Below are 24,041 nucleotides of genomic sequence, written 5' to 3' on the forward strand. Positions count from 1 at the left end.
CATAAAAAATCTTTACTTTGTTATTTACAATACATAAAATATTAATTTTCAAAATGAAATCATTATTAGCATTATTCATCGCACTCTCTTCTATAAGCTGCAAAAACAATCTTCAAAAAAAACATCAAATGGTTGACAATATTACCCTGTCTGAAAGAACGAGAGGCACGCAAAGAGTTTTCATCATTAACAATGAAAATTTAGAAATTTCGCTCAACGGAAACAAGTCTTTCTACAAAATATCTTCTGCCGATTGGAAAAAAATAGCAGAAGCTGCCAATACAATTAATCTGGAAGAAATATCTACTTACAAAGCTCCTACAACCAAAAGATTTACTGATGCTGCTTTAGCGTCTATCATACAGATTGGTAAGGAAGATAAAGAATTTGAATCTGCCTCTTTTGATGAAGGAAATCCTCCAGCAGAACTAAAAAATCTCTACTCTGAATTGAAAAAGCTGATAAAAACAAAAAAGAGCAATTAAAAACTGCTCTTTTTTATTTTTTAATTAAAATTTATAGGCAATATTCCAGGCAAAGCCCATATTAAATTTTGATGAGCTTCTTCCAAATCCCGGAACTATCATAGGTACGACTTCGTCCTGTTTGGTTGTATATACCAAATAACGTGGCTGCATATTCACATCAATATAAAAATTGGTTTCAAACAGCTGTACTCTACCTCCTAAATTGGCTTCAAGCCAGAAAGAAGACTGGGAAGATGCAGGCATAGAAACCGATGAACTATTTCCTCCAAAACCACGAACTGGTATCGCCATATATTCCTGATTATAGAAAGATCCTCCAATTTTCCCTCCTCCGTAAAAGCCGTTAAAATCATTTTCACGATCACGAGCCAACATATAAAATGCTCCGATTTTCATAAAAGGTCCGTTCGCTTTTGCATCGTAACCATTATTCTGATAAACATTTTTTTCAAAACCAGCCTCAATAATACCGTGTAAATTATCTTTAACTTTTGATGAAATAAATCCCTGAAAAAGCTGTCTGTCTGAGAAAAAAGAAACTCCTGTATTCAGAACATCCACCCCGACCATAAAGTTGGGTTCATATTTCCATTTTGCTTTTGCAGCTTCATCTTTTTCCTGCCCAAAAGCATTGAAAATACCTAAAATGCTAAAAATTAAGATATAAATTGGTCTTTTCTTCATCTTGAATAAAATTTTGTCCCTGCTCAACACTAGTTACTGAATTTGGCAATAATAATACGGAGTTCAGATTTTCATAATTTCTTTTAACACCACACCCCGGAGAAACATAAATAGATTTGGTCGTGTAATTTACCCTGATTTTTGATGAGTCTTGTTTGGCAGAAGTTTTTATGTAAATATCTGTAAAAGGAGAATCATCTACCCGGAGAGGTACAAAAACCGAATCCACATTTCTGTTCCATCCAAAATCCACAACAGCAGTTCCGAGATCTGCAAAGATTTTTATGGAATCTACAACGGTAATCTTTCCGCCTGTCTTAAACATGATTTTCATTCGAGGCGTACCTTCCCCGCTTTCACAGATGTCATCATCTCCTCCGCAGGAAATCATAGATGTAAAAGCACAAAACAATATGATAAATTTTAAATATTTCATAAACTTAAATACAAAATTTTTCTTTGGTTTACCCAATAAACCGACAATTGACTACTTTGGATCCAGAGCTTTCTCTATTCTAAAAATCAAATCTTCGTAATGATATTGATTAACCAAATCACCTGAAGAGATTTTAGCTGAAAGATCTTTCTTAATGGCATTTAAATTCCCTCTTGCAATAGAAGAGATATCAGACTTATCCATGTTCTTTAAATCTGAATATTTCAGAAGATGCTCTATGTAGTTTCTTTGAAGATTTCTTCCATAAATATCAAGATTCTCTTTTTTGATAATTGAATTATTCAGATCCGAAAACAAATCAATCAATGAATATGCTTTTGCATCAACTGCCGATGTTTGATAAAGACTTTGAAGCACCATAGGATTCAAAATCCTTCCCAAAACCCCATTTTGAATTTCCTCAACAGTTTTTACTGGAGTTTTACCTGTTTTTTCAAAAATATCATCTTTGAGTAACCATTGGGGTGTTACAAAAATATTTTCCGATAAAAATCTCATCGCTTCCTGCTGATCTTTTTTTGCTACCACTTCATACACACTTCCAGATTGCTCAACGGTTTTTGGTGTTTCCATCTGCCCGCCAATATATTTTGAAACGTGACCTAAATATCTTCTAAACTGTGTAGTTACCTGATCGTACATCATTCCCAGATTGTCGTAATCCTCATTCGGAGTTTTTGTCCAGTCATTCAGATTGTCAACAATTCTTTTCAGGTTTTTAATTCCGTATGTACTTGCAATCATGGCATTATCTCCCACCTGTTCGCTTTGTGATCTCGGATCTAAAGGATTAGTTTCAGTTCCAAACCATAATCTTTCATTTTTAAGATTTTTAATCACCCACTGGTTTAAAAACTCTTTCTCAGCATCAGGATTTTTAAATTGATGAAATCTTTTATATCCCCATTCAATTGCCCAATCGTCGTAATCTCCAATTCTCGGGAAAATTCCTGAGTCACCGATGTTGTCTTCCGGTTGCGCCACATAGTTGAATCGTGCATAATCCATAATTGACGGGGTATGTCCGTTTTTTTCCAGCCATTTTTTGTCTCTCAGTTTTTCAACCGGAACTGTAGAGCTGGAACCGTAATTATGTCTTAACCCCAAAGTATGCCCTACTTCATGTGAAGAAACAAAACGAATCAGCTCGCCCATCAGTTTTTCGTCAAATTCCATTTTTCTGGCTCTTGGATCGTTTGGAGATGCCTGCACAAAATACCAGTTTCTCAAAAGCATCATAACATTATGATACCAATTGATATGACTTTCCAAAATTTCTCCGGATCTTGGATCTGAAATTGAAGGTCCGGAAGCATTCGGCACATCCGAAGGTTTATAAACAATGGCAGAAAATCTTGCATCTTCCAGACTCCATTCTTTATCAACTTTAGGATCAGGAACTTTAGCATAAATAGCATTTTTAAAGCCTGCTTTTTCAAAAGCTTTTTGCCAGTCATTCACTCCCTGCACCAAATAAGGAATCCATTTTTTAGGAGTTGCGGGATCAATATAGAAAATGATAGGTTTGGCTGGTTCTACCAATTCACCTTTATTATATTTTTCAATATCCTGAGGTTTTGGCTCCAGTCTCCATCTTTTAATCAGGGAAATTTTTTTCACCCCTTGAGGATCCAAATCAAAATCTGTGTAACCAACCGTAAAATAACCCACTCTCGGGTCAAAATACCTTGCCTGCATTTTATTTTCTGGTAACAGCACAAAAGACGAATTGATCTCTACGGTATAATTTCCGCTTACTTTAGGCGGACTTTTAACTAAAGGATTGGGTTTGCCTGCCGTTCTGGCAAAAGTTTTGGTCGTGTTGATTTCTACATTTGTAGGAAAAGATTTCACAAAATTAATGAATGACATCTCTTTTTGAAAAGCACCAATTCTATAGTTGTCTTTTGTGTAAACAGAGAAAGAAGTCAGTTCGTTATCAGAATTCAATACATCTGTCACCTCAATTACCGATGAATTTTTATTGACTCCGTAAGCTTTTACATCAAAAGATTTTATAATTGACTGTACATTGTTTCTTGTTACTGAGCTGTACATATCTGATGTGGAATCTTTAGCATAGTCTACAAAAGAAATTGAACGCAGCAAGATTTTATCTTTCGGACCTTTTTCAAATGCTATAACCTGCTGACCGATTTGGTCTCCTGCATATCCTGAAGTACCGGAACGCATTCCGGCAGCTGCTTTTGTAAGCCTTGTTACCAACAGAAATTCTTTTTTCAGAATAGCATCAGGGATTTCAAAATAATATTTATCATCTACTTTGTGTACTGTAAAAACTCCCTGATCCGAAACCGCTTTATCAGTAATAATCTCTTTGAAGGGTTTTACAGGACTTTTCTTTTTGTCTTTATCATCTTTTTTTACTTTAGTTGTATCGCTTTTTATCGCAGCAGAATCTTTAGTTTGTGAAAAAACATTTTGCTGACAAAACAATAAAGCACCAAAAAGTAAAATAGTTTTGCCGAATTGGGTCATATATGTAATTTTTGAATTGGAATTAAAGTCAAATTTAATTAAATTATTTCTTTATCAGCAACGCAATATTTTCCACATGATGCGTTTGAGGAAACATATCTACCGGAAGAATTTTGACCAATGTATACTGCTCTTTCATCAGTGCCAAATCTCTTGCCTGAGTTGCCGAATTACAGCTTACATAGACAATTTTTTCAGGAGCCAGCTTTAAAATCTGCTCTACTACTTTCTGATGCATCCCATCTCTTGGCGGATCGGTGATCAAAACATCTGCTTTTGGATGATTTGCCAAAAACTCTTCGGTGAAAACATCTTTCATATCTCCACAATAGAATGTTGTATTAGTGAGTCCGTTTAACTGTGCGTGCTCTGTTGCCGCATTGATGGCTTCCTGCACCGATTCGATGCCGATTACCTGTTTGGCATTTTTTGCAACATATTGCGCAATTGTACCGGTTCCTGTGTACAGATCATATACTACTTCATCCCCTTTAAGATCAGCGAACTCAAGCGTTTTTCTGTATAGTTCCAAAGCCTGTTTGTAGTTGGTCTGAAAAAAAGATTTAGGTCCGATTTTGAATTTCAAACCGTCCATTTCTTCCATTAAAAAGCCTTCGCCAAAATAAATATTGATGTCTAAGTCATAGATGGAGTCATTCTGTTTCGGGTTGATGGCATAAACTAATGTTTTAATCTGCGGAAACTTCTCAAGCAAAAAAGTAAAAAATTTTTCTCTGTTTTCTTTTTCTTCTCTGTACAACTGAAAAAGAACCATCCATTCTCCTTTTGAGTTTTGCCTCATCATCAAAGTTCTGAGAAAACCTTTCTGATTTTTTACATCAAAAAAATCTAATCCTTCATTAACAGCGTATTCTTTTACCGCTAAACGAATGGCGTTGGAAGGATCTTCCTGCAGAAAACATTCTTTTAAATCTAAAATCTTGCTCCACATTCCGGGAATATGAAAACCAAGCGCATCACGGTTTCCGAAATTTTCTTCAGAGCTGATTTCGTACTGTGTAAGCCAGCGTGAATTAGAAAATGAAAATTCCATCTTATTGCGGTAAAAATATTGTTCTTCTGAACCTAAAATCGGTAAAGTCTCAAAATTCTCTATTCCGCCAATTCTTTTAATATTATTGTAAACTTCTTCCTGTTTGAAATCAAGTTGTTTTTCATAGCTCATATTCTGCCATTTGCAGCCTCCACAAGTCCCAAAGTGGATACACTTAGGCTCAACTCTGTAAGGAGACCGCTGAATAACTTCCGAAGCTTCTCCTTCAAAATATTTTGATTTTGCTTTTTTTACTTTTACATTCACAATGTCTCCAGGAATTGCTCCGGAAACCATTACCGTTTTACCTTCTTCCGTTCTTCCGATGGCAATTCCTTTTGCGCCTGCAGAAACTAATTGTATATTTTCAAGAATGATGTTCTTTTTATTTCTTTTCATTGATGATATCAGGTTATAACCTACTTTAAATAAATTAATTTTAAACTAAAAATCAGTTTTCAACTGACTGCAAAAGTACAATAAAAAAAACCTTATCCGAAGACAAGGTTTTTGTTTATAGCATTTTAATAATTATTTTGTCTGAGGGGCTTTTGGAGCTTCTGTTGTTTCCGGACCCTGCTGAAAAGCTGACGGATCAAGCTGAAGCTGTGCCTGCGGCTCTACTTTTGGAGCAGAAAGACCTGTTTGCTTATCCAGAATAGTTACCAATTCAGGATCGCCAAGATTTACAAATGGTCTGCTCGCAATTTTACCATTTTTATCAACGATAATAAAGTTAGGTAGTTTAAAACCGTAAATCCCGTACTTCTTAGCAATATCAGAGTTCAGACCTCCTTCTCCATATACATTGGTTCCCGGAATTCCTTTCAGCATTGCATTACTTGTTTTTACAAACTGCTCTTTCGTATCATCAAGATTCACATAAACGAAGTTCATTTTTGATTTATAAAAATCTGCTACTTCCTTTAGCACAGGAACTGTACCTTCAGCAATGTAAGGATTCCATGATGCATAGAAAACCAACATATAAGGTTTGCCTTTGTTCTCACTAAGTTTATAAGATTTCCCGTCTTGTTTTGCCAATGACGCTTCAGGAGCATCGTCTCCAACTTTAAATCCGTTGATCGTGAACTGCATTTTTTTAAGATCAGACTTTATTGAGGAGTCTTTAATATCCTCTTCAATAATTTTTTTAATTTTATCCGATGTCTTTGCAGGAGTTTGCGGATGAATATCAGACTGAGCGATCACATAAGCCAGCAAATAGTCTTTTTCTGTCTGTGAAACCTCTTTTTTATCCTTTAAAAACTGACTGAATAACTCTGAAGTAGTAATATCTGTTTTTCCTTTTGATTTAGATTCTGCAAATTTTTGGAAATCGCTGCTCATTTTTGTCAACAGATACTGTCTGTAAAAAGGACTCTTTTTTATCATCTCATCCTTATTTTCCTGAAGCTTGTTCTCATAATCCGTAAACGCTTTTCCCATTTTGAAAGAGGGATTTCCTGAAGTCTGCTTTTTACTCATTTCATAATTTACCATCAAATTAAGAATTGCTACTTTCGCATCTGTTTTTTTCCAGTCTATTACTTCTTTTCCCGGATTGAATTTTTTTACATTTTCATCAATATTTTTATTGATATCTGCTTCAATCTTCTGCATTCCTTTTACAAACTTTGCCTCATCTCCAGAGATAAGCTCCTGAATATTTAGAGTCTGCCCATAACTGGTAAGGAATTTCTGACTTGCCTGAAAGAAGTCATTATCATTTTTAGCATCACCAGTTACAACATACTCATTCGGGAAAGTCATTGCAGAACCGGAAATGTTTACCTTCTGACCGCCTTTCAGGAAAATAAGATTCTGCTTTCCTGCATAGTTCATCACATACATCCCGTTTTTAGGAGCTTCAAATTCACCTGCAAAATTGCCGTCTTTATCAAGACTCATATTTATAAGAGGTAAAGTTGCTACTCCTGAAGCTTCTACAAATTCTATCCTTTCTAATGGAGAACTTCCTGCAATTTTTCCTTTTACTTCAACTTTTTTTGAACAAGACATTACAAATAGTGCAATGCCAAACAACAAAAGATATTTTTTAATCATTATTGTATTAATATTTTTTTTGAATAACTGAATTTTAGATTTCATTTTTAATTTAAATAATTTAGCAAAAATAGGTTTTTATACTATATTAATGACCAAACAATGTTTGATTTTATGAAAGATTTAACTAAAAAATCGTCTCCAGCTTGTGAAGACGATTTTTATATACTTTTGTCAAAGCTTTAACTTTGACAAATAATTTTATCCTCTGTCAACAAAGGCCGACATATACTCTCTATTCATTCTTGCGATGTTTTCCAAAGAAATTCCTTTAGGACATTCAACTTCGCAAGCTCCGGTATTTGAACAGTTTCCGAAACCTTCCTCGTCCATAGCTTTCACCATATTCAGAACTCTTCTCTTCGCTTCTATTCTACCTTGTGGTAATAAGGCATATTGAGAGACTTTAGCGCCTACAAATAACATTGCTGATCCGTTTTTGCACGAAGCCACACAAGCTCCGCATCCGATACAAGCTGCAGCATCCATTGCTTTGTCTGCATCTTCTTTCGGAACCGGAATAGCATTAGCATCCAAGGTATTTCCTGAAGTATTCACCGAAATAAAACCACCTGCAGCCATTACCCTGTCGAAAGCGCTTCTGTCAACAATTAAGTCCTTAATCACTGGGAACGCTGCACTTCTCCAAGGTTCAATAACGATGGTTTCTCCATCTTTGAACATTCTCATATGAAGCTGACAAGTTGTAATGCCCGTATCCGGACCGTGAGCTCTACCATTGATGTAAAGAGAACACATTCCGCAGATTCCCTCACGACAATCGTGATCAAAAGCGATAGGTTCTTTACCTTCGTTGATTAAATTTTCGTTAAGCATGTCCAACATCTCCAAAAATGAAGAATCTGTAGAAACATCCGATATTTTATAAGTCTCAAACTGACCTTTAGATTTATTATTTTTTTGTCTCCAAATTTTCAGTGTAAGATGTAATCCTTTTTTTGCACTCATAATGATATATTTATAGGTTGGAGATTATTTGTAACTTCTTGTTTTAACTTCGATGTTTTCATAAATCAGATCTTCCTTATGAAGAATTTCGTGATTAATGTCTCCACCTTTATATTCCCAAGCTCCTACATATTTGAAATTGGCGTCATCTCTTTCTGCTTCTCCTTCCGGAGTTGAGTGGTCTTCGCGGAAGTGACCACCACAAGATTCATTCCTGTGCAGTGCATCAATCGCCATCAATTGTCCTAATTCCAGAAAATCTGCAACTCTGAAAGCCTTCTCAAGCTCAGTATTCATTCCTTCTTTATCACCAGGAACATTGACGTTTTTCCAGAAATCATTTCTTACTTCTTCAATTTCTTTAATCGCTTCACGCAAGCCTTCCGGAGTTCTACCCATTCCAACTTTATTCCACATAATGTTTCCTAATTTTTTGTGGAAATAATCTACTGAATGTGTTCCTTTATTATTTAAGAAGAAATCAACTTTTTCTTTAATTTCTTTTTCAGACATTTCAAAATCTGCAGAATTGGTCGGAATCTGTCCTGTTCTGATATCCGCAGAAAGATAGTCTGCAATAGTATAAGGAAGTACAAAATATCCATCAGCAAGTCCCTGCATCAAGGCAGAAGCTCCCAATCTGTTGGCTCCGTGGTCAGAAAAATTTGCTTCACCAATCACAAAACATCCCGGAATGGTAGATTGCAAGTTATAATCAACCCAAACTCCACCCATGGTATAATGAACTGCAGGATAGATCTTCATCGGTGTTTTATAAGGATCATCTGCTGTAATTTTTTCGTACATTACGAATAAGTTACCGTATTTCTCCTCAACCCAATTTTTACCCAAATCATAAATTTGCTGATCTGTCGGGTTATGAATATGTTTTTCGATAGCGGCTTCCTTACCTTTTTTCATAATTTCGGTAGAGAAATCAAGGTAAACCCCTTCCTGAGTATCGTTATTCTCAATTCCGAAACCGGCATCACATCTTTCTTTAGCAGCTCTTGATGCAACGTCTCGGGGTACTAAGTTTCCGAATGCAGGATATCTTCTTTCCAAATAATAATCTCTGTCTTCTTCTTTAATGTTTTCCGCTCTGAGTTTTCCTTCACGGATAGCAACTGCGTCTTCAATCTTTTTAGGAACCCAGATTCTTCCTGAGTTTCTTAGTGATTCAGACATCAAAGTTAATTTAGACTGCTGTGTGCCGTGCACCGGAATACAAGTCGGGTGAATCTGTACATAACATGGATTTGCGAAATACGCTCCTTTTTTATGAATTTTCCAGGCTGCAGAAACATTGGAACCCATTGCGTTCGTAGAAAGAAAATATACGTTTCCGTAGCCTCCAGAAGCAATAACAACTGCGTGTGCGGAATGTCTTTCTATCTCACCTGTCACCAAGTTTCTTGCGATAATACCTCTTGCTTTCCCATCTACGATTACAAGATCCATCATTTCGTGACGGTTGTACATTTTGATTCTACCTTTACCGATTTGACGGCTCATTGCAGAATACGCTCCTAATAATAACTGTTGACCAGTCTGTCCTTTTGCGTAAAAAGTTCTTTTTACCTGAACTCCACCGAATGATCGGTTATCTAACTGACCTCCATACTCACGTCCGAAAGGAACACCCTGAGCAACACACTGGTCGATAATATTTGCAGAAACTTCAGCCAATCTGTAAACATTGGCCTCTCTCGCTCTATAGTCACCACCTTTGATGGTATCATAGAATAATCTGTAGGTAGAGTCACCGTCTCCCTGATAATTTTTAGCTGCGTTGATCCCTCCCTGAGCCGCAATAGAGTGCGCTCTTCTTGGAGAATCCTGATAGCAGAATGCTTTTACGTTATACCCCTGCTCAGCTAAAGTAGCTGCGGCAGAACCACCTGCCAAACCTGTTCCAACAACAATAATATCAATCTTATCTCTGTTGTTTGGTGCAACGAGGTTCATATGGTCTTTATGATTTTTCCATTTATCCTTTAGAGGACCTGCTGGAATTTTTGAATCTAATTTACTCATATTAGTATAGTGATATTATTGAGTTACGTAATGAAAAATTGCAATAAAAATAAAACCTAGCGGAATCAGAATAGAATACCAGTTTCCGAAAGCCTTAATTACCGGAGTATATTTTGGATGTCTCGCTCCCACCGACTGAAAAGAAGACTGAAAACCGTGAGCTAAGTGTAATCCTAATAAAATAAAAGAAATTACATATAGTACCACTCTCCAAAGATCAGCAAACTTAGCGTGCAAATCTCCCCAAAAGCGTGTCTCTTCTACAGGCAATCCGTTGATGTACTTATAATTCATCTCATGCAACCAAAAATCATACATATGAAGAAAAATAAAAGCTAAAATTACAGCTCCTGAAATCACCATATTTCTGGACATCCATGTAGAGTTTGCTGATCCGTTGTTTACATTATAACCTACAGGACGTGCTTTATTGTTTTTTATTTCCAATACAAACCCCATCACGAAATGGAATATCACAGCAAACATCAAAATAGGCTGCATTAAGAACTGAATCAGAGGATTGTACCCCATAAACTGAGAAGCATTATTGTAAGCATCCTGCCCGAAAACCGATAATAGATTTACAGAAAGGTGCATTACCAGAAATATTAGCAAAAACATTGCTGACAATGCCATTGCATATTTTCTACCAATTGTAGAACTTGTTAAACCTGCCATATTAAGTTTAAATTTGATTTTCCACAAAATTAGGAAATGTTAACAATACAAGAAACTGAGAAATCTCACTATTAGACAGTTTGTAATCTTTCTAAATAAGAAGAAAACATCGTGAAATGAACAGATCAGAAAACAGTGTGTTTAATTTATTTCGTACAAATCATGTCCTATTTTAACTTTATTTATGGAATCACGAATATGTTTTATTTCAAAATTATTTATTCTCTCGGATGAAAGATAAGGATCAATAATAAACTGCCTGATCTTTTTTTCTTCCGCAGAATTTTTCATCAGAAAAACAGCATTTTCACCATTTCTGATTCCTATAACTTTTGCTTCTTTATATGTAAAAGTATGGATTTCATTCTGAAAATCACCATAAATATCATAGGAAATTCTCACAAAAAGAAAAATAAAAATCGAAAAAACAAGATGATAAAGATTTTTCAGACTCGTTTTATTTAGAAAAAATCTTCCGTAATAAACACATAAATAAAATGCAAAAACTTCTGCAAGGTTAAAAGAAATATTCTCAAAAAAAACCATATCAAATTCTGCAAACCAATGGATGACTTTCAATAAAATTCTGATCAAACTGTCATAAAGAATGTCTAATAAAGAAAACTCCAGATTAACAGCAATTAAGCCCGTCATAATAAAAGAAAATACAATAATTACCTGAGAAAAAGGAACGATGACAACATTAGCAAGAAAAGAAACAAACGAAAATTGATGGAAATAATACAAGACCAAAGGTAAAGTTGCCAATTGTGCAGACAAAGAAATAGAAACAGTATTGAATAATAACTTTTTCAGAAAAGAATCCTGTCTGGGAAAATATTTTAGAATAGGCTGATTGAGCCAAAAAATACCTAAAACTGCAAGAAAACTCAACTGAAAACCAACATCAAAGATTTGATAACTATCAACAATCAAAATAATGAAAGCCGAAATCGAAAGAGAATGAAGCAGATCAGGCTTTCTTTGCAGAATTACATAAATGAAATAAATACTCAGCATAATGCATGATCGAACTACCGAGTTTCCAAAACCAATAAAAAAAGCAAAAATCCATATAAAGACTAAACTGCAAAGAACCACATATTTCCTGAGACTAACAGACGAAAATCTAGTGAGCAGAAAATAAAAAATCCCAAAAATAACTGCAATATGAGTTCCCGAAATTGCCAGTAAATGTACCAACCCTGAACGGTTAAAATCCTGAACCGTTTCAGCATCAATTTCGGTGCGGTCAGCAAGAATAATTCCTTTTAAAAATTCACGGCTCTTGGGGGATATGTCAGATGCATTGATTTTCTGCAAAACTTCCAGTCTTTTCTGCTTTGATCTTTCAGCAAAATTCAGGTCATTTCTTGCAGCAACAGAAATTTCTTCATTAAAATAACACAACTGAAAAATATTTTTGCGACTAAGATATTTTTTGTAGTTAAACTGAAAAGAATGCTCCGGATTTTGAGGCTGAACAATATAAGCCTGAGCTTTATAGTAATGTTTGAAATCTAAATCATTTAACTCTTTTTTAATATTTACAATCGCTTTAAATGAACGATTATCAACCTCAGCTAAGACTTCGTATTTTTTATATTTTTGATTTGAATTGAGCTTTTTAGATATTTTAAACACAATTAACTCATTAGTTTCCAATTGATAAGACTGAGAATAATGGATATTAAAACTATGAAGAACAATTCCTGCCAAAAAGAAGAAGACCGTAAAAATGAAAGTTCTTATTTTAAAAAGAGTAGAATGATTGATAAAAAATAATCCTGCAAGAGCAACAGCAATAAAAACAATAAAGAAAATATACTTATCCCGCAGAAAAAGATAATCCTGAAAAAAAATCCCAAGAATAAAACAGAAAACCGCAATGAGAAATGGCTGTTTGTTCAAATCATTTGTGTTTGAATAAACTAAATTAAAAATTTTTTATGAAAACAAAAAACAGTTTTTTCATTTAAGATTCAAAATTACTTGGGCAGCATTGTCACTCGCTCCTTTTCCTCCTAATTTTTCTCGTAAAAGATTAAAATCTTTGAGCATCTGATTTCTTTTTTCTCCATTCAGAATTAAATTTAATTCGTTGGTGAGATTTTGTGTAGTAAGGTCATTTTGAATCAATTCTTTCACCACTTCCCTATCCATTATCAAATTGACTAAAGAAATATATTTGATATTTTTCACCAGCCTTTTGGCAATGGCGTAAGAAATTGTACTTCCGCGATAACAAACGACTTCCGGAACATTCAGCAAAGCAGTTTCTAAAGTTGCCGTTCCCGAAGTGACCAAAGCAGCTTTCGAACACCTCAGCAAATCATACGTTTTGTTGGAAACGAAATGCACATTTTCATCCACATATTTCTGATAAAAATCTTTATTCAAACTAGGCGCTCCTGCAATTACAAACTGGTAATTTTCAAAATGCGGACGAACAGCAAGCATTATTTCCAGCATTTTTTCTACTTCCTGTTTTCTGGAACCTGGTAAAAGCGCAATAATTTCTTTTTCGTTTAAGCCGTTTTCAGTTTTAAAATCATTTGTATTGATTTCCTTGAGCGAAGAAAGCGCATCCAATAACGGATGTCCTACAAAATGAGATTTTACGCCGTGTTTATTATAAAATTCTTCTTCAAAAGGAAGAATGACCATCATTTCATCCACATATTTTTTGATGATTTCTACACGACCTTCTTTCCATGCCCAAAGCTGAGGCGAAATATAATAAATCACTTTGATTCCCAGTTCTTTGGCAAATTTTGCAATTCTCAGATTGAAGCCGGGATAATCTACCAAAATTAAGACATCAGGTTGGCTGCTTCTGATATCTTCTTTGCAGAATTTAATATTATTAAGAATAGTTCTCAGATTCATTGCCACTTCAAGAAATCCCATAAAAGCCAGATCACGGTAATGTTTTACCAAAGTTCCGCCTTGTTTTTCCATCAGATCTCCGCCCCAGAATCTAAATTCGGCAGCAGGATCTTTCTCTCTTAAAGCTTTCATCAAATTACTTCCGTGCAAATCTCCGGAAGCTTCACCGGCAATGATATAATATTTCATAAAGATAAGTGATGCTTGATAAGTGATTTTATCAATTCTGACTATCAAACTTCAGATTTAAAATTATATTTAATTAATTTTGTTCCAAAGATAATGATAAAAATGGCAGAAGAATTTGAAATCAGAAACAAAGTTGCAGAAAGCGGACTGATCAATTTTGATATTGCTGATCTGCTTCCAAAAGGAGCAAGAAAAGGTATCGACCTAAAAGATTTTCTCTTTATGGAGATGGTTTTAAAAGAAAAAGATTTCCGCGAAAAAGTAGCCGCCATTAATTTAGAAGAATATAAAGACAGCTACGTTTACATCTATAATTCTGCAGATGCTATTGTGCCTCTTTGGGCATATTTTCTTATCACGGCAAAACTTGCAGATACTACAAAAAAAATGGTATTCGGAGATGTACAAAATCTTGAAACCATTCTCATGCACGATGCCATACAAAACTATGATTTTTCTGAAATGAACGGAAAACGGGTTTTGGTAAAAGGATGCACAGACAAGCTTATTCCTGAAAATGCATACATTGAATTGGTAGAAAAATTAAAGCCCGTCGTAAAATCTCTGATGTTTGGCGAAGCCTGTTCTAATGTTCCTATCCTGAAAAATTAAACGCAGTTTTTTTTATATTTAAATTTTAATGAATTAAATTTTATACCTTTGATTTTCTAACAAATAAATTATAAACACAAAATGAGTTTAATTGACCTTTTAACAGGAAACACAGGAAATCAGGTAGCACAACAGGCTGAAAACAAATTCGGAATCAGCAAAAACCAGATTATTGCACTTTTGGCTGTAGCTACACCTTTGATCATCTCTTATCTGAGAAACAAATCTCAGGATGCCAAAGAAGCCGAAGCGCTTAATAATGCTTTGGATAAAGATCATGACGGAAGCATTCTGGATGACACCGCACAGCTTGAAGCCAGACAAAATGAAGGAGGCTCTATTCTATCACACATTTTCGGAAACCAAAAGTCGACTGTTGAAAACCAATTGTCTCAAAACACAGGAATTTCTATCGACAAAATCGGACCGATTCTAGCAATGCTTACTCCTGTCATTATGGGGTACATTGGCAAAGAAAAACAGCAAAATAATGTCGGAGCAGGTGGTCTTGGCGATCTTTTAGGCGGAATTTTAGGCGGCGCACAAAATCAGGCTCAGCAACAGGAATCAAGTCCTTTAAATGATATTTTGGGAAGTGTTCTGGGTGGCGGTCAATCGCAGTCTTCAGGAAATCCTCTGAATGATATTTTAGGAAGCGTACTCGGCGGCGGACAGCAGAAACAGCAAAGTGGCGGAATTGGCGATTTACTTGGAGGACTCTTCAAATAAATTAGCCCACAATATATAAAAAGACCGAAGTTTGATCTTCGGTCTTTTGTTTTTTAAGCTTTTTCGCTTTCAGAAGGTTTATGGGATTTTGTACTTTTTCTTGGTCTTCTTTTACCATAGCTCCCATTGTTGATCTTTCCTCTTTTTGATTTTTTGTCTCCTTTTCCCATAATAAAAAATTTCTTTTGATGATTGATGACTAAATTATAAAGAAGTATTTAAAAAACCAAAACTGTTTTGTTAAAAATTTCATAAACCCAACATATATCCTCATAAAATATGAGTTCTTCCAAAATTGTTCTCCTTTCCTTTCATTATTTTCGCATCAATAAATTTATTCAGCTTCGGAGCAGAAAACTATACTCAGTTAAATAACATTTACATTCTCAAATTCTATTTTAGAACACAATTTATACAATATTATATAAACTTTGCAAAAAAATTATTTAGATTTGTATAAAATTAAAAATAAAAATTCATGAAAAAAATATTGACTTCAACGTTGCTATTCGGATTAATTGCTTTTACAAGTTTAACTTATGCACAGCAAGTAAATAAAAACCAAAGAGCAGCAATTCAGACAGACAATGTAGAAACCTTCAAAAAAGCTTTCACAAAAGCAGAATATGACAAATGCATGAGTGTAAAAGAACTTTCTACAACAATGCTTGCTTACAGTATAAAATATCAGAAGAACAATATTGCTAATTTTTTGATGAATAATAATTCTGATGTAAATAAAGCGTGTGACGGTGTCACTCCTTTGATGACTGCTGCAAAATACGGAAATATGGACGCTGCGAAAAATCTTTTGAAAAGAGGAGCTAATAAAAATGCAAAGGATAATAATGGTAAAACGGCAAAAGACTATGCAGTAGAACACAAACAGTCAGCAATGACAATGATTCTTTAATCATTTTGTCTAAAAAATATTTCAAAACTTCCTTCGGGGAGTTTTTTTGTTTTAAAAACCTTCAAAAATCTTATCTTTGCAGACGAAAATTCAAGACTCAAAACTTTGGGTCTTAAACATTGAACTTTAAACAAATAATTATGTTTCGATCGCACACCAACGGAGAATTGTCTCTGAAAAATCTTAATGAAGAAGTTACACTTTCAGGATGGGTACAAACTATCCGCGATAAAGGATTTATGATTTGGATAGATCTTCGGGATCGTTACGGAATTACGCAGTTGGTTTTTGATCAGGATCGTTCTACCGCGGAACTGATGGAAAATGCTAAAAACTTAGGACGTGAATTTGTCATTCAGGTTACCGGACGCGTCATTGAAAGAGTAAGCAAAAACCCAAATATTTCGACAGGAGAAATTGAAATTTTGGTGGAGAAATTAGAAGTTCTTAACGAATCTCAGCTTCCCCCTTTTACCATTGAAGACGAAACGGACGGTGGCGAAGAATTAAGAATGAAATACCGTTACCTGGATATCAGAAGAAACCCGGTAAAAGACAAACTGATTTTCCGCCATAAAATGGCTCAGAAAGTAAGAAATTATCTTTCTGACAACGGATTTATTGAGGTGGAAACTCCGGTTTTAATTAAATCTACTCCAGAAGGAGCGAGAGATTTCGTGGTTCCTAGCAGAATGAATCCGGGACAGTTTTACGCTTTACCGCAATCTCCACAGACTTTCAAACAGCTTTTAATGGTGGGTGGAATGGACAAATATTTCCAGATCGTAAAATGTTTCCGTGATGAAGATTTGAGAGCCGACAGACAGCCGGAATTCACACAAATCGACTGTGAAATGGCGTTCGTAGAACAGGAAGATGTCATGAATGTTTTTGAAGGAATGACCAAAACTTTACTGAAAGATATTACGGGGCAGGAATTTGGAGATTTCCCAAGAATGACGTTTGCTGATGCAATGCAGAAGTACGGAAACGACAAACCGGATATTCGTTTCGGAATGGAATTCGTCGAACTGAACGATTTAGTAAAAGGTAAAGATTTCAAAATATTTGATGAAGCTGAATTGGTTGTCGGAATCAATGTTGAAGGATGTGCAGAATACACAAGAAAGCAAATCGACGAGCTTGTTGATTGGGTGAAAAGACCGCAAATCGGAGCTTCAGGAATGGTTTGGGTAAAATTCCAGAATGACGGGGTAAAAACTTCTTCTGTAAATAAATTCTACAACGAGGAAGACTTAGCAAAAATCATTGAAAAATTCAGGGCTAAAGAAGGCGATTTAATGTTGATTCTTTCCGGAAACGAAAATAAGGTTAGAACGCAACTTTCTGCATTGAGAATGGAGCTTGGAAACAGATTAGGGTTAAGAAAAGGAAACGAATTTGCGCCACTTTGGGTAGTTGATTTCCCGTTACTGGAATTTGATGAAGAAAGCGGACGTTACCATGCAATGCACCACCCTTTCACGTCTCCGAAGCCGGAAGATATTCATTTATTGGAAACAGATCCGGGAAAAGCAAGAGCCAATGCTTATGATATGGTGTTGAACGGAAACGAAATCGGTGGAGGTTCTATCAGAATTTTCGATAAAGATCTTCAATCTAAAATGTTTGATCTTTTAGGCTTTACCAAAGAAGAAGCGGAAGCACAGTTTGGTTTCTTAATGAATGCTTTCAAATACGGAGCACCGCCTCATGGTGGATTGGCTTTCGGGTTTGACCGTTTAGTAGCTATTCTTGATGGAAACGAGGTAATCAGAGATTATATTGCTTTTCCTAAAAATAATTCGGGACGCGATGTAATGATTGATGCACCTTCTGCAATTGCTGATGAACAGCTTGATGAACTGGAATTGAAATTAAATTTAAAATCATAAATTAGAAGCGGAGATTTTTTCTCCGCTTTTTTAACAATTAAAAAGTTATCTTAATTCAAATCCTAAGAACGCTGATAAACATGCAAATCTCTCTGCGGAAAAGGAATTTCTATACCGGCATTATCCAATGCTTTTTTACAGCTAATGATTAATTCTTCGTTCATTGTCCAAAAATTATCCAGAGAAGTTGTAGCTCTTACAGAAAGGTTTACTGCACTGTCTCCCAATTCTGTAACCACAACCTGTGGTGCAGGATCATCAAAAGCATATTGATTGTTTTGAATCACATCAAGAAGAATATCTTTAGCCTGTTTCAGGTCCGCATTGTAAGAAACTCCAATATTAAACCAAGTACGACGGGTTCCTAAATGCGTGTAATTTGTGATACTATTATTGGAAACATCTCCATTTGGGATGACCACCATCTGATTTTGAGGTGTAATAAGCCGCGTATGGAAAATATCAATTTCTTGTACCGTTCCGGATTCTCCGGATTTCACTTCAATGTAGTCCCCTACTTTAAAAGGCTTTAACAGTAATATTAAAATTCCGCCTGCAAAATTAGCAAGCGACCCCTGCAAAGCTAAACCAATTGCCAAACCTGCAGCACCAATCATCGCTACAAAAGCTGAGGTCTGTACTCCAAGCTGAGTAACCACAATGATAAACAGTAAAATATTCAGCGCCCATGTAATAACATTGAGCATAAATTTTTGTAAAGAAATTTCGATACCTTTTTTGATGAAAGCTTTTCTGACGATTTTTTTCAAAATTCCGATGAGCCATCGCCCTACAATAAATATAAGAATAGCAGATACAATTGCCGTGATCAATCGTGGAGCCATTGCGACTGCTGATGAAATAAAGTTTTCCCAATTGTCTTGTACATTAGTCAAATTTAATTCTTTCATAAAATATTTTAGTTTTAAATTGAATTAAGAAAAATTACGGTCTTTTTTAATGGCAAAATATGCACCGAAACCATGTATATGCTAACAGAAAGTGATTCTTTCCTAAAAGAAGTAACAAAGGTAATAAAATTAAAAAGAACGAAATACAGTCATATATAGTTTTAAAATCCTATCATTTATCCATAATCATTTATCACTATTCACTTAATAATCATACGGCACAATCATTGCAACTTTTACATAAAAGTACAATAATGAGAGCAATCTGGAACGGCGCCATAGGCTTTGGACTTGTCAACATCCCTGTAAAAATTTATTCTGCTACCGAAACCAGCAAACTGGATTTGGATATGCTTGACAAATCGGATTATTCTAATATCAGATTCAAAAGAGTCAACGAAAAAACAGGTAAAGAAGTCAAATGGAAAAACATTGTAAAAGGCTATTTACTGGATGATCAATATATTGTGCTTGATGACGAAGATTATGAAGCGGCAAGTCCGGAAAAAACAAAAATTCTCTCCATTGAACATTTTGTAAAGGAAGCCGAAGTTGATTCGGTCTATTTTGAAACCCCCTATTTTCTTGAGCCACAAAAAAATGGTGAGAATGCTTACAGATTATTAATCAAAGCATTACAACAAACCAAAATGGTAGGAATCGGGACTTTTGTTCTTCGTGATACTGAAGCAATTGGTCTGATCCGTCCTTACAACGATGAGGTTCTGGTTTTGAACCGTCTTCGTTTTTCTGAGGAAATACGGGATTATAAAGATCTTAAAATTCCGGCTAAAAAAGCCCCCAAACCTGCCGAGCTCAAAATGGCAAAAAATTTAATCGAACAATTATCAGAAACCTTTGATCCAACTGTTTATAAAAACACTTATTCCGCTGAACTCTTGAAAATTATTAAGAAAAAAGCAAAAGGAAAAACGGTAAAAGTCAAAAAATCTGAACCTGCAAAACAAGGTAAAGTGATAGATCTGATGGCTCAGTTAAAAGCCAGTCTGCAAGCGTCTAAATCTAAAAATGCTTCATAATTATGGCTTTAAAAGATTACCACAATAAAAGAAAGTTCGATAAAACCACCGAACCGAAAGGCACCACAAAAAAAAGCGAAAATCAGTTAATTTTTGTAGTTCAGAGACATGCCGCAAGCAGACTTCATTATGATTTCAGGCTTGAAATGAAAGGTGTTTTAAAAAGCTGGGCAGTTCCGAAAGGGCCGTCTCTGAATCCTGATGACAAACGTTTGGCAATGATGGTGGAAGATCATCCCTATGATTACAAAGATTTTGAAGGAAATATCCCTGAAGGAAATTACGGAGCGGGACAAGTGGAAATCTGGGACAGTGGAACGTACGAACCGATCAATGAAAAAAGCAGACTTTCAGACGAAAAAGAATTATTAAAAGAATTAAAAGACGGTTCACTAAAATTTGTTTTGCATGGTAAAAAACTGAAAGGAGAATTTGCCTTAGTGAAAATGAAAAATGCAGAAAATAATGCCTGGCTTTTAATTAAGCACAAAGATCAATTCGCTAAAGAAGAATATGATGCTGAGGAAAATGTTGCAAAAAATTCTCAGGTTTCAAAATTTTTAGAGGAAAAAAAAAGCCCCAAAATAAAAAAAAAGTAAGTTCAACCACCAGTGAATCCCGTTACCGAAAATTCAATACTTTAGGCAATGAGAAAAAGCTGACAAGCTTCATCAAACCGATGCTTGCCAAACTTTCAGATGATGCCTTCGATCATCCCGACTGGATTTTTGAAATAAAATGGGACGGCTACAGAGCGGTTGCAGATCTCAGCAAGAAAGAACCTTTATTTTATTCCAGAAACGGAATTTCTTTTTTAAGCAAATTCAAAAAAATTAGCGAAGATTTTAATGCACAGAAGCACCAAATGATTCTTGATGGAGAAATTGTAGCTTATGATGAAAATGGAAAACCAAGCTTTCAATTGCTTCAGCAGATCGGCGACAATCCTGATTTGGCTTTAACTTATCAGGTTTTTGATCTATTGTGGCTGAATGGGCATTCAACCGAAGAACTTCCTTTGATTCAACGGAAAGAACTCTTAAAAGAAGCATTGATTGAAACAGATCTGATCAAATACTGTGATCATGTTCCGGAAAAAGGTGTTGATTTCTTCAATCAAATGAAAAAAATGAATCTGGAAGGAATGATCGCTAAGAAAGCAGACAGCATTTATACTGAAAACAGCAGAAGCACAGACTGGCTGAAAATAAAATTTACCAACACCGAAGAAGCAGTTATTTGCGGTTTTACAGAGCCTAAAGGATCCAGAACTGGCTTTGGAGCTTTGATTTTAGGGAAATACATTGATGGCAAATTAATTTACGCAGGACATACCGGAACCGGATTCAATACTGAATTACTGAAAGAAATTCATTCTAATTTAACAAAAATAGAACAGAAAGAATCTCCTTTTAAAACTGTTCCGAAAACAAATATGCCTGTCACGTGGGTAAAACCAAAGCTTATCTGTGAAGTAAAGTTTTCTGAAATCACCAAAGACGGGATGTTCCGCCATCCTGTTTTTGTTGCCATCAGAGAAGATAAAACAATTGAAGACCTTCAAACCACTAAACCACAAAAACCTGAAAAAATGTCCAAAAAACAAACCGTAAAAAAGTCTGATTCTGAATCTGATAAAGAAATTACCCTCAACCGACATAAAGTAAAACTCACCAATCAGGATAAAATATATTTTCCAAAAGACGGCATTACAAAAGGCGATGTGATTGACTATTATCAGTCTGTCGCAAAATATATTCTACCGCATTTGAAAGACCGCCCTCTTTCTCTCAATCGTTTTCCCAATGGAATTGAAGAATCCGGATTTTATCAGAAAGATGCCGGAGATTCTTTTCCGGACTGGATCGAAACAACCAAAGTACACTCAGATTCTACTGATAAATATATTGATTATGTTATCTGTAATGACAAAGCAACTTTGGCGTATCTCAATAACTTAGGCTGTATTGATCTTAATCCTTGGAATGCTTCTGTTCCCAATTTAGAAAATCCTGATTTTCTGGTTCTGGATCTGGATCCGTCAAAGAAAAATAGTTTTGATGATGTCATAGAAACAGCTTTAAAGGTAAATGAAGTTTTAAAATCAATTAAAATTAAAGGTTACTGCAAAACTTCCGGAAGTACAGGGATTCATGTTTATATACCAATGAAAAAACAATACGATTTTGATCAGGTAAAAGATTTTGCACATATTTTAATGAAAAAAGTACATGACCAGCTTCCAGAGCTTACCACTTTAGAACGAAGTTTAAAGAAACGAGACGATAAAAAAATCTATCTTGATTATCTTCAAAACAGATCCGGACAGACTTTGGCAAGCGTTTACAGCATCCGACCGAAAGAAGGAGCATCTGTCTCAATGCCCTTGGAATGGGAAGAACTAAAACCTGATCTGAAACCTACTGATTTTAACATTCATAATACATTGGAAAGAATTAAGGAAAAAGGAGATCTTTTCAAACCCGTTTTGGGAAAAGGAATTGATATTATGAAGGCTTTGGAATTGTTGGAAGATGTTGAGTAATTTGATAATTTTAGAAATAAATACTAAAATGAAAACATTCTTTTTATTTCTCACAGTGTTTTTCTTTTTAAACTGTTCCGAAAAAAGACCTCACGAAATATCAAATTCTGATCAGCCAGAATATTCATTTGAGCATATATTAAATTACAATAATGAAGATACAATATTCATTAAATCCCAATTTTCCGATTGTGGTGAATGGGGAGGTCATGAAGAATTAATTAAAGTTTATCGTTCAGAAAAAAGAATAAAACTAAGTTATGTAAAATTTGAAGCTGATTGTGAAATGAGAGATTCCGTTAGTTTAATAGTTCAACAAGAAAAAAGAAATATAGAAATTTTACTAACCAACCCTCAACAAGAAGCTTTAATGAATTACATCAATAATTTACTAAAATTCAAATTTTTAGACCACGAAATGTCTCATTCCGGAAATGTCTTTTCTGTAAATAACACAAAAGAAGATTTTAAAATATCTCAATTCGGAAATCAATCGTTACTCTTGGATAATTATAATACTTTAATGACTGTTTTAAGATTTCCAAAAGTGAAAGTTAATAATAAATAATCAAGGTAATTTAGCCACTAAACTCTCTGGCAGAATTTTCAAAATAAAATAAATTATTTTCCATTTAAAATTAGGAACGATGGTAAAAGAATTTCCTGCATTTACGATATGTTTTGCCACATAATCGGGTTCCATTAAAAGATTTTGATTAAGATCTAATCCTTCATTAATTTTAGTATTGATGTAACCACTCACCAAAACATTTACTTGGATGTTTCTTGAGGTCAGCTCTTGTCTCAACCCGGCTAAATAAGTAGTAAAAGCAGCTTTTGTACTTCCATAAACGAAATTACTTTTTCGTCCTCTCACCCCCGAAAGCGAAGACAAACCAATAATTCTTTCCAAATTCTGATTGCTTGTATCCGTTGCAATAATATTCAAAATAGAAACAGCTCCCATATAATTGACCAGCATCATCTGTTGAGCACCTTTAAAGTCTCTTAAAGCTTTTTCGTTATCAACTAAAAAACCTGCAGCATAAACGATGATATGAGGTTTTATCGGAAGCTCATCATAAAACTTCTGATGAGAATCAAAATCTGCTGAATCAAAATATAATATCTTAATTTTTGCATTCAGATTATTTTCATGAGTAAATTGTTCTAAAGACATCGTGTTTCTGGATGCTGCAATAATAGCAAAGCCTTTCTGAGCATATTGTCTGATACATTCTTTTGCAACATCAGAATTAGCACCCAAAATAAGAACTGTCTTGTCTTTGTTTTGATTCATGAAGCAAAGATATTTTTTTTGATCTTTAAATGAAGAATCTTACAATTATATTTAATGAATAATCAGTATAAAAAAATTTCGGCGG

22 protein-coding genes are annotated in these 24,041 nt (G+C 34.8%); 9 read left to right on the top strand and 13 right to left on the bottom strand.

Annotated elements, in window-relative coordinates; all coding sequences use genetic code 11:
- The first annotated feature begins 53 nt into the window (after positions 1-53).
- Positions 54-485, top strand: a complete 432-nt coding sequence (locus FOL89_RS04950) for a hypothetical protein (RefSeq protein WP_144281742.1) — start codon at positions 54-56, stop codon at positions 483-485.
- Positions 486-509: 24 nt separating this feature from the next.
- Here FOL89_RS04950 and FOL89_RS04955 read toward each other — a convergent pair whose 3' ends face one another.
- From FOL89_RS04955 to lpxB, 10 genes are all read right to left on the bottom strand, one after another.
- A complete protein-coding gene (locus FOL89_RS04955; protein ID WP_144281743.1) occupies positions 510-1,172 on the bottom strand; it encodes a DUF6048 family protein in 663 nt (220 codons plus the stop codon).
- On the bottom strand, positions 1,138-1,608 hold the full coding sequence (locus FOL89_RS04960) for a DUF6452 family protein (protein WP_144281744.1): 471 nt from the start codon (positions 1,606-1,608) through the stop codon (positions 1,138-1,140). The genes FOL89_RS04955 and FOL89_RS04960 overlap by 35 nt, the downstream gene beginning before the upstream one ends.
- Before the next feature lie 51 nt (positions 1,609-1,659).
- Entirely contained in the window at positions 1,660-4,128 is a 2,469-nt protein-coding gene (locus tag FOL89_RS04965; RefSeq protein ID WP_144281745.1) for a zinc-dependent metalloprotease, read from the bottom strand.
- 43 nt (positions 4,129-4,171) lie between these two features.
- Positions 4,172-5,581: a 23S rRNA (uracil(1939)-C(5))-methyltransferase RlmD gene (gene rlmD / locus FOL89_RS04970; protein ID WP_144281746.1), complete on the bottom strand. Its 1,410-nt coding sequence runs from the start codon at positions 5,579-5,581 to the stop codon at positions 4,172-4,174.
- 132 nt (positions 5,582-5,713) lie between these two features.
- Entirely contained in the window at positions 5,714-7,294 is a 1,581-nt protein-coding gene (locus FOL89_RS04975; protein WP_228444861.1) for a TlpA family protein disulfide reductase, read from the bottom strand.
- Between the two features lie 156 nt (positions 7,295-7,450).
- Positions 7,451-8,218, bottom strand: coding sequence for a succinate dehydrogenase/fumarate reductase iron-sulfur subunit (locus tag FOL89_RS04980; protein WP_144281747.1), 768 nt, complete (start codon positions 8,216-8,218; stop codon positions 7,451-7,453).
- Between the two features lie 24 nt (positions 8,219-8,242).
- Complete coding sequence (locus tag FOL89_RS04985) at positions 8,243-10,255, bottom strand: fumarate reductase/succinate dehydrogenase flavoprotein subunit (protein WP_144281748.1); 2,013 nt, start codon at positions 10,253-10,255, stop codon at positions 8,243-8,245.
- A gap of 15 nt (positions 10,256-10,270) precedes the next feature.
- Positions 10,271-10,933 (bottom strand): succinate dehydrogenase cytochrome b subunit, encoded by a 663-nt coding sequence (locus FOL89_RS04990; RefSeq protein WP_144281749.1) that lies wholly within the window; start codon positions 10,931-10,933, stop codon positions 10,271-10,273.
- A 141-nt stretch (positions 10,934-11,074) separates the two neighbouring features.
- Complete coding sequence (locus tag FOL89_RS04995) at positions 11,075-12,844, bottom strand: ComEC/Rec2 family competence protein (RefSeq protein WP_144281750.1); 1,770 nt, start codon at positions 12,842-12,844, stop codon at positions 11,075-11,077.
- A gap of 60 nt (positions 12,845-12,904) precedes the next feature.
- Positions 12,905-14,011 (bottom strand): lipid-A-disaccharide synthase, encoded by a 1,107-nt coding sequence (lpxB, locus tag FOL89_RS05000; protein WP_144281751.1) that lies wholly within the window; start codon positions 14,009-14,011, stop codon positions 12,905-12,907.
- A 102-nt stretch (positions 14,012-14,113) separates the two neighbouring features.
- Between lpxB and FOL89_RS05005 the strand changes: the two genes are divergently transcribed.
- Positions 14,114-14,623: a DUF2480 family protein gene (locus tag FOL89_RS05005; protein ID WP_144281752.1), complete on the top strand. Its 510-nt coding sequence runs from the start codon at positions 14,114-14,116 to the stop codon at positions 14,621-14,623.
- Positions 14,624-14,704: 81 nt separating this feature from the next.
- Positions 14,705-15,352: a DUF937 domain-containing protein gene (locus FOL89_RS05010; protein WP_144281753.1), complete on the top strand. Its 648-nt coding sequence runs from the start codon at positions 14,705-14,707 to the stop codon at positions 15,350-15,352.
- Between the two features lie 53 nt (positions 15,353-15,405).
- On the opposite strand, the gene FOL89_RS05015 is transcribed toward FOL89_RS05010, so the two are convergent.
- Complete coding sequence (locus FOL89_RS05015; RefSeq protein ID WP_144281754.1) at positions 15,406-15,522, bottom strand: 30S ribosomal protein THX; 117 nt, start codon at positions 15,520-15,522, stop codon at positions 15,406-15,408.
- 308 nt (positions 15,523-15,830) lie between these two features.
- On the opposite strand from FOL89_RS05015, the gene FOL89_RS05020 reads away from it, so the two are divergent.
- On the top strand, positions 15,831-16,265 hold the full coding sequence (locus FOL89_RS05020; RefSeq protein WP_144281755.1) for an ankyrin repeat domain-containing protein: 435 nt from the start codon (positions 15,831-15,833) through the stop codon (positions 16,263-16,265).
- A 140-nt stretch (positions 16,266-16,405) separates the two neighbouring features.
- Positions 16,406-18,160: an aspartate--tRNA ligase gene (gene aspS, locus FOL89_RS05025; RefSeq protein ID WP_144281756.1), complete on the top strand. Its 1,755-nt coding sequence runs from the start codon at positions 16,406-16,408 to the stop codon at positions 18,158-18,160.
- A 62-nt stretch (positions 18,161-18,222) separates the two neighbouring features.
- Here the strand turns inward: aspS and FOL89_RS05030 are convergent, their stop codons facing one another.
- A complete protein-coding gene (locus tag FOL89_RS05030; protein ID WP_144281757.1) occupies positions 18,223-19,071 on the bottom strand; it encodes a mechanosensitive ion channel family protein in 849 nt (282 codons plus the stop codon).
- 254 nt (positions 19,072-19,325) lie between these two features.
- On the opposite strand from FOL89_RS05030, the gene ku reads away from it, so the two are divergent.
- The 4 genes from ku to FOL89_RS05050 all read left to right on the top strand — a co-directional run bounded on the left by ku (position 19,326) and on the right by FOL89_RS05050 (position 23,224).
- Positions 19,326-20,111, top strand: coding sequence for a non-homologous end joining protein Ku (ku, locus tag FOL89_RS05035; protein WP_144281758.1), 786 nt, complete (start codon positions 19,326-19,328; stop codon positions 20,109-20,111).
- A 2-nt stretch (positions 20,112-20,113) separates the two neighbouring features.
- Positions 20,114-20,710 (top strand): DNA polymerase ligase N-terminal domain-containing protein, encoded by a 597-nt coding sequence (locus FOL89_RS05040; RefSeq protein WP_144281759.1) that lies wholly within the window; start codon positions 20,114-20,116, stop codon positions 20,708-20,710.
- Positions 20,711-20,790: 80 nt separating this feature from the next.
- Positions 20,791-22,656 carry a DNA ligase D gene (gene ligD, locus FOL89_RS05045; protein ID WP_144281760.1) on the top strand — a complete coding sequence of 622 codons (1,866 nt, stop codon included), beginning with the start codon at positions 20,791-20,793 and terminating at the stop codon, positions 22,654-22,656.
- A gap of 28 nt (positions 22,657-22,684) precedes the next feature.
- Entirely contained in the window at positions 22,685-23,224 is a 540-nt protein-coding gene (locus FOL89_RS05050; RefSeq protein WP_144281761.1) for a hypothetical protein, read from the top strand.
- Here FOL89_RS05050 and FOL89_RS05055 read toward each other — a convergent pair whose 3' ends face one another.
- On the bottom strand, positions 23,225-23,956 hold the full coding sequence (locus tag FOL89_RS05055) for an SDR family NAD(P)-dependent oxidoreductase (protein WP_144281762.1): 732 nt from the start codon (positions 23,954-23,956) through the stop codon (positions 23,225-23,227).
- Between the last annotated feature and the right edge of the window lie 85 nt (positions 23,957-24,041).

Origin of the sequence: Chryseobacterium echinoideorum (assembly GCF_007474535.1) — a bacterium.
GTDB classification, from domain to species: Bacteria; Bacteroidota; Bacteroidia; order Flavobacteriales; family Weeksellaceae; genus Chryseobacterium; species Chryseobacterium echinoideorum.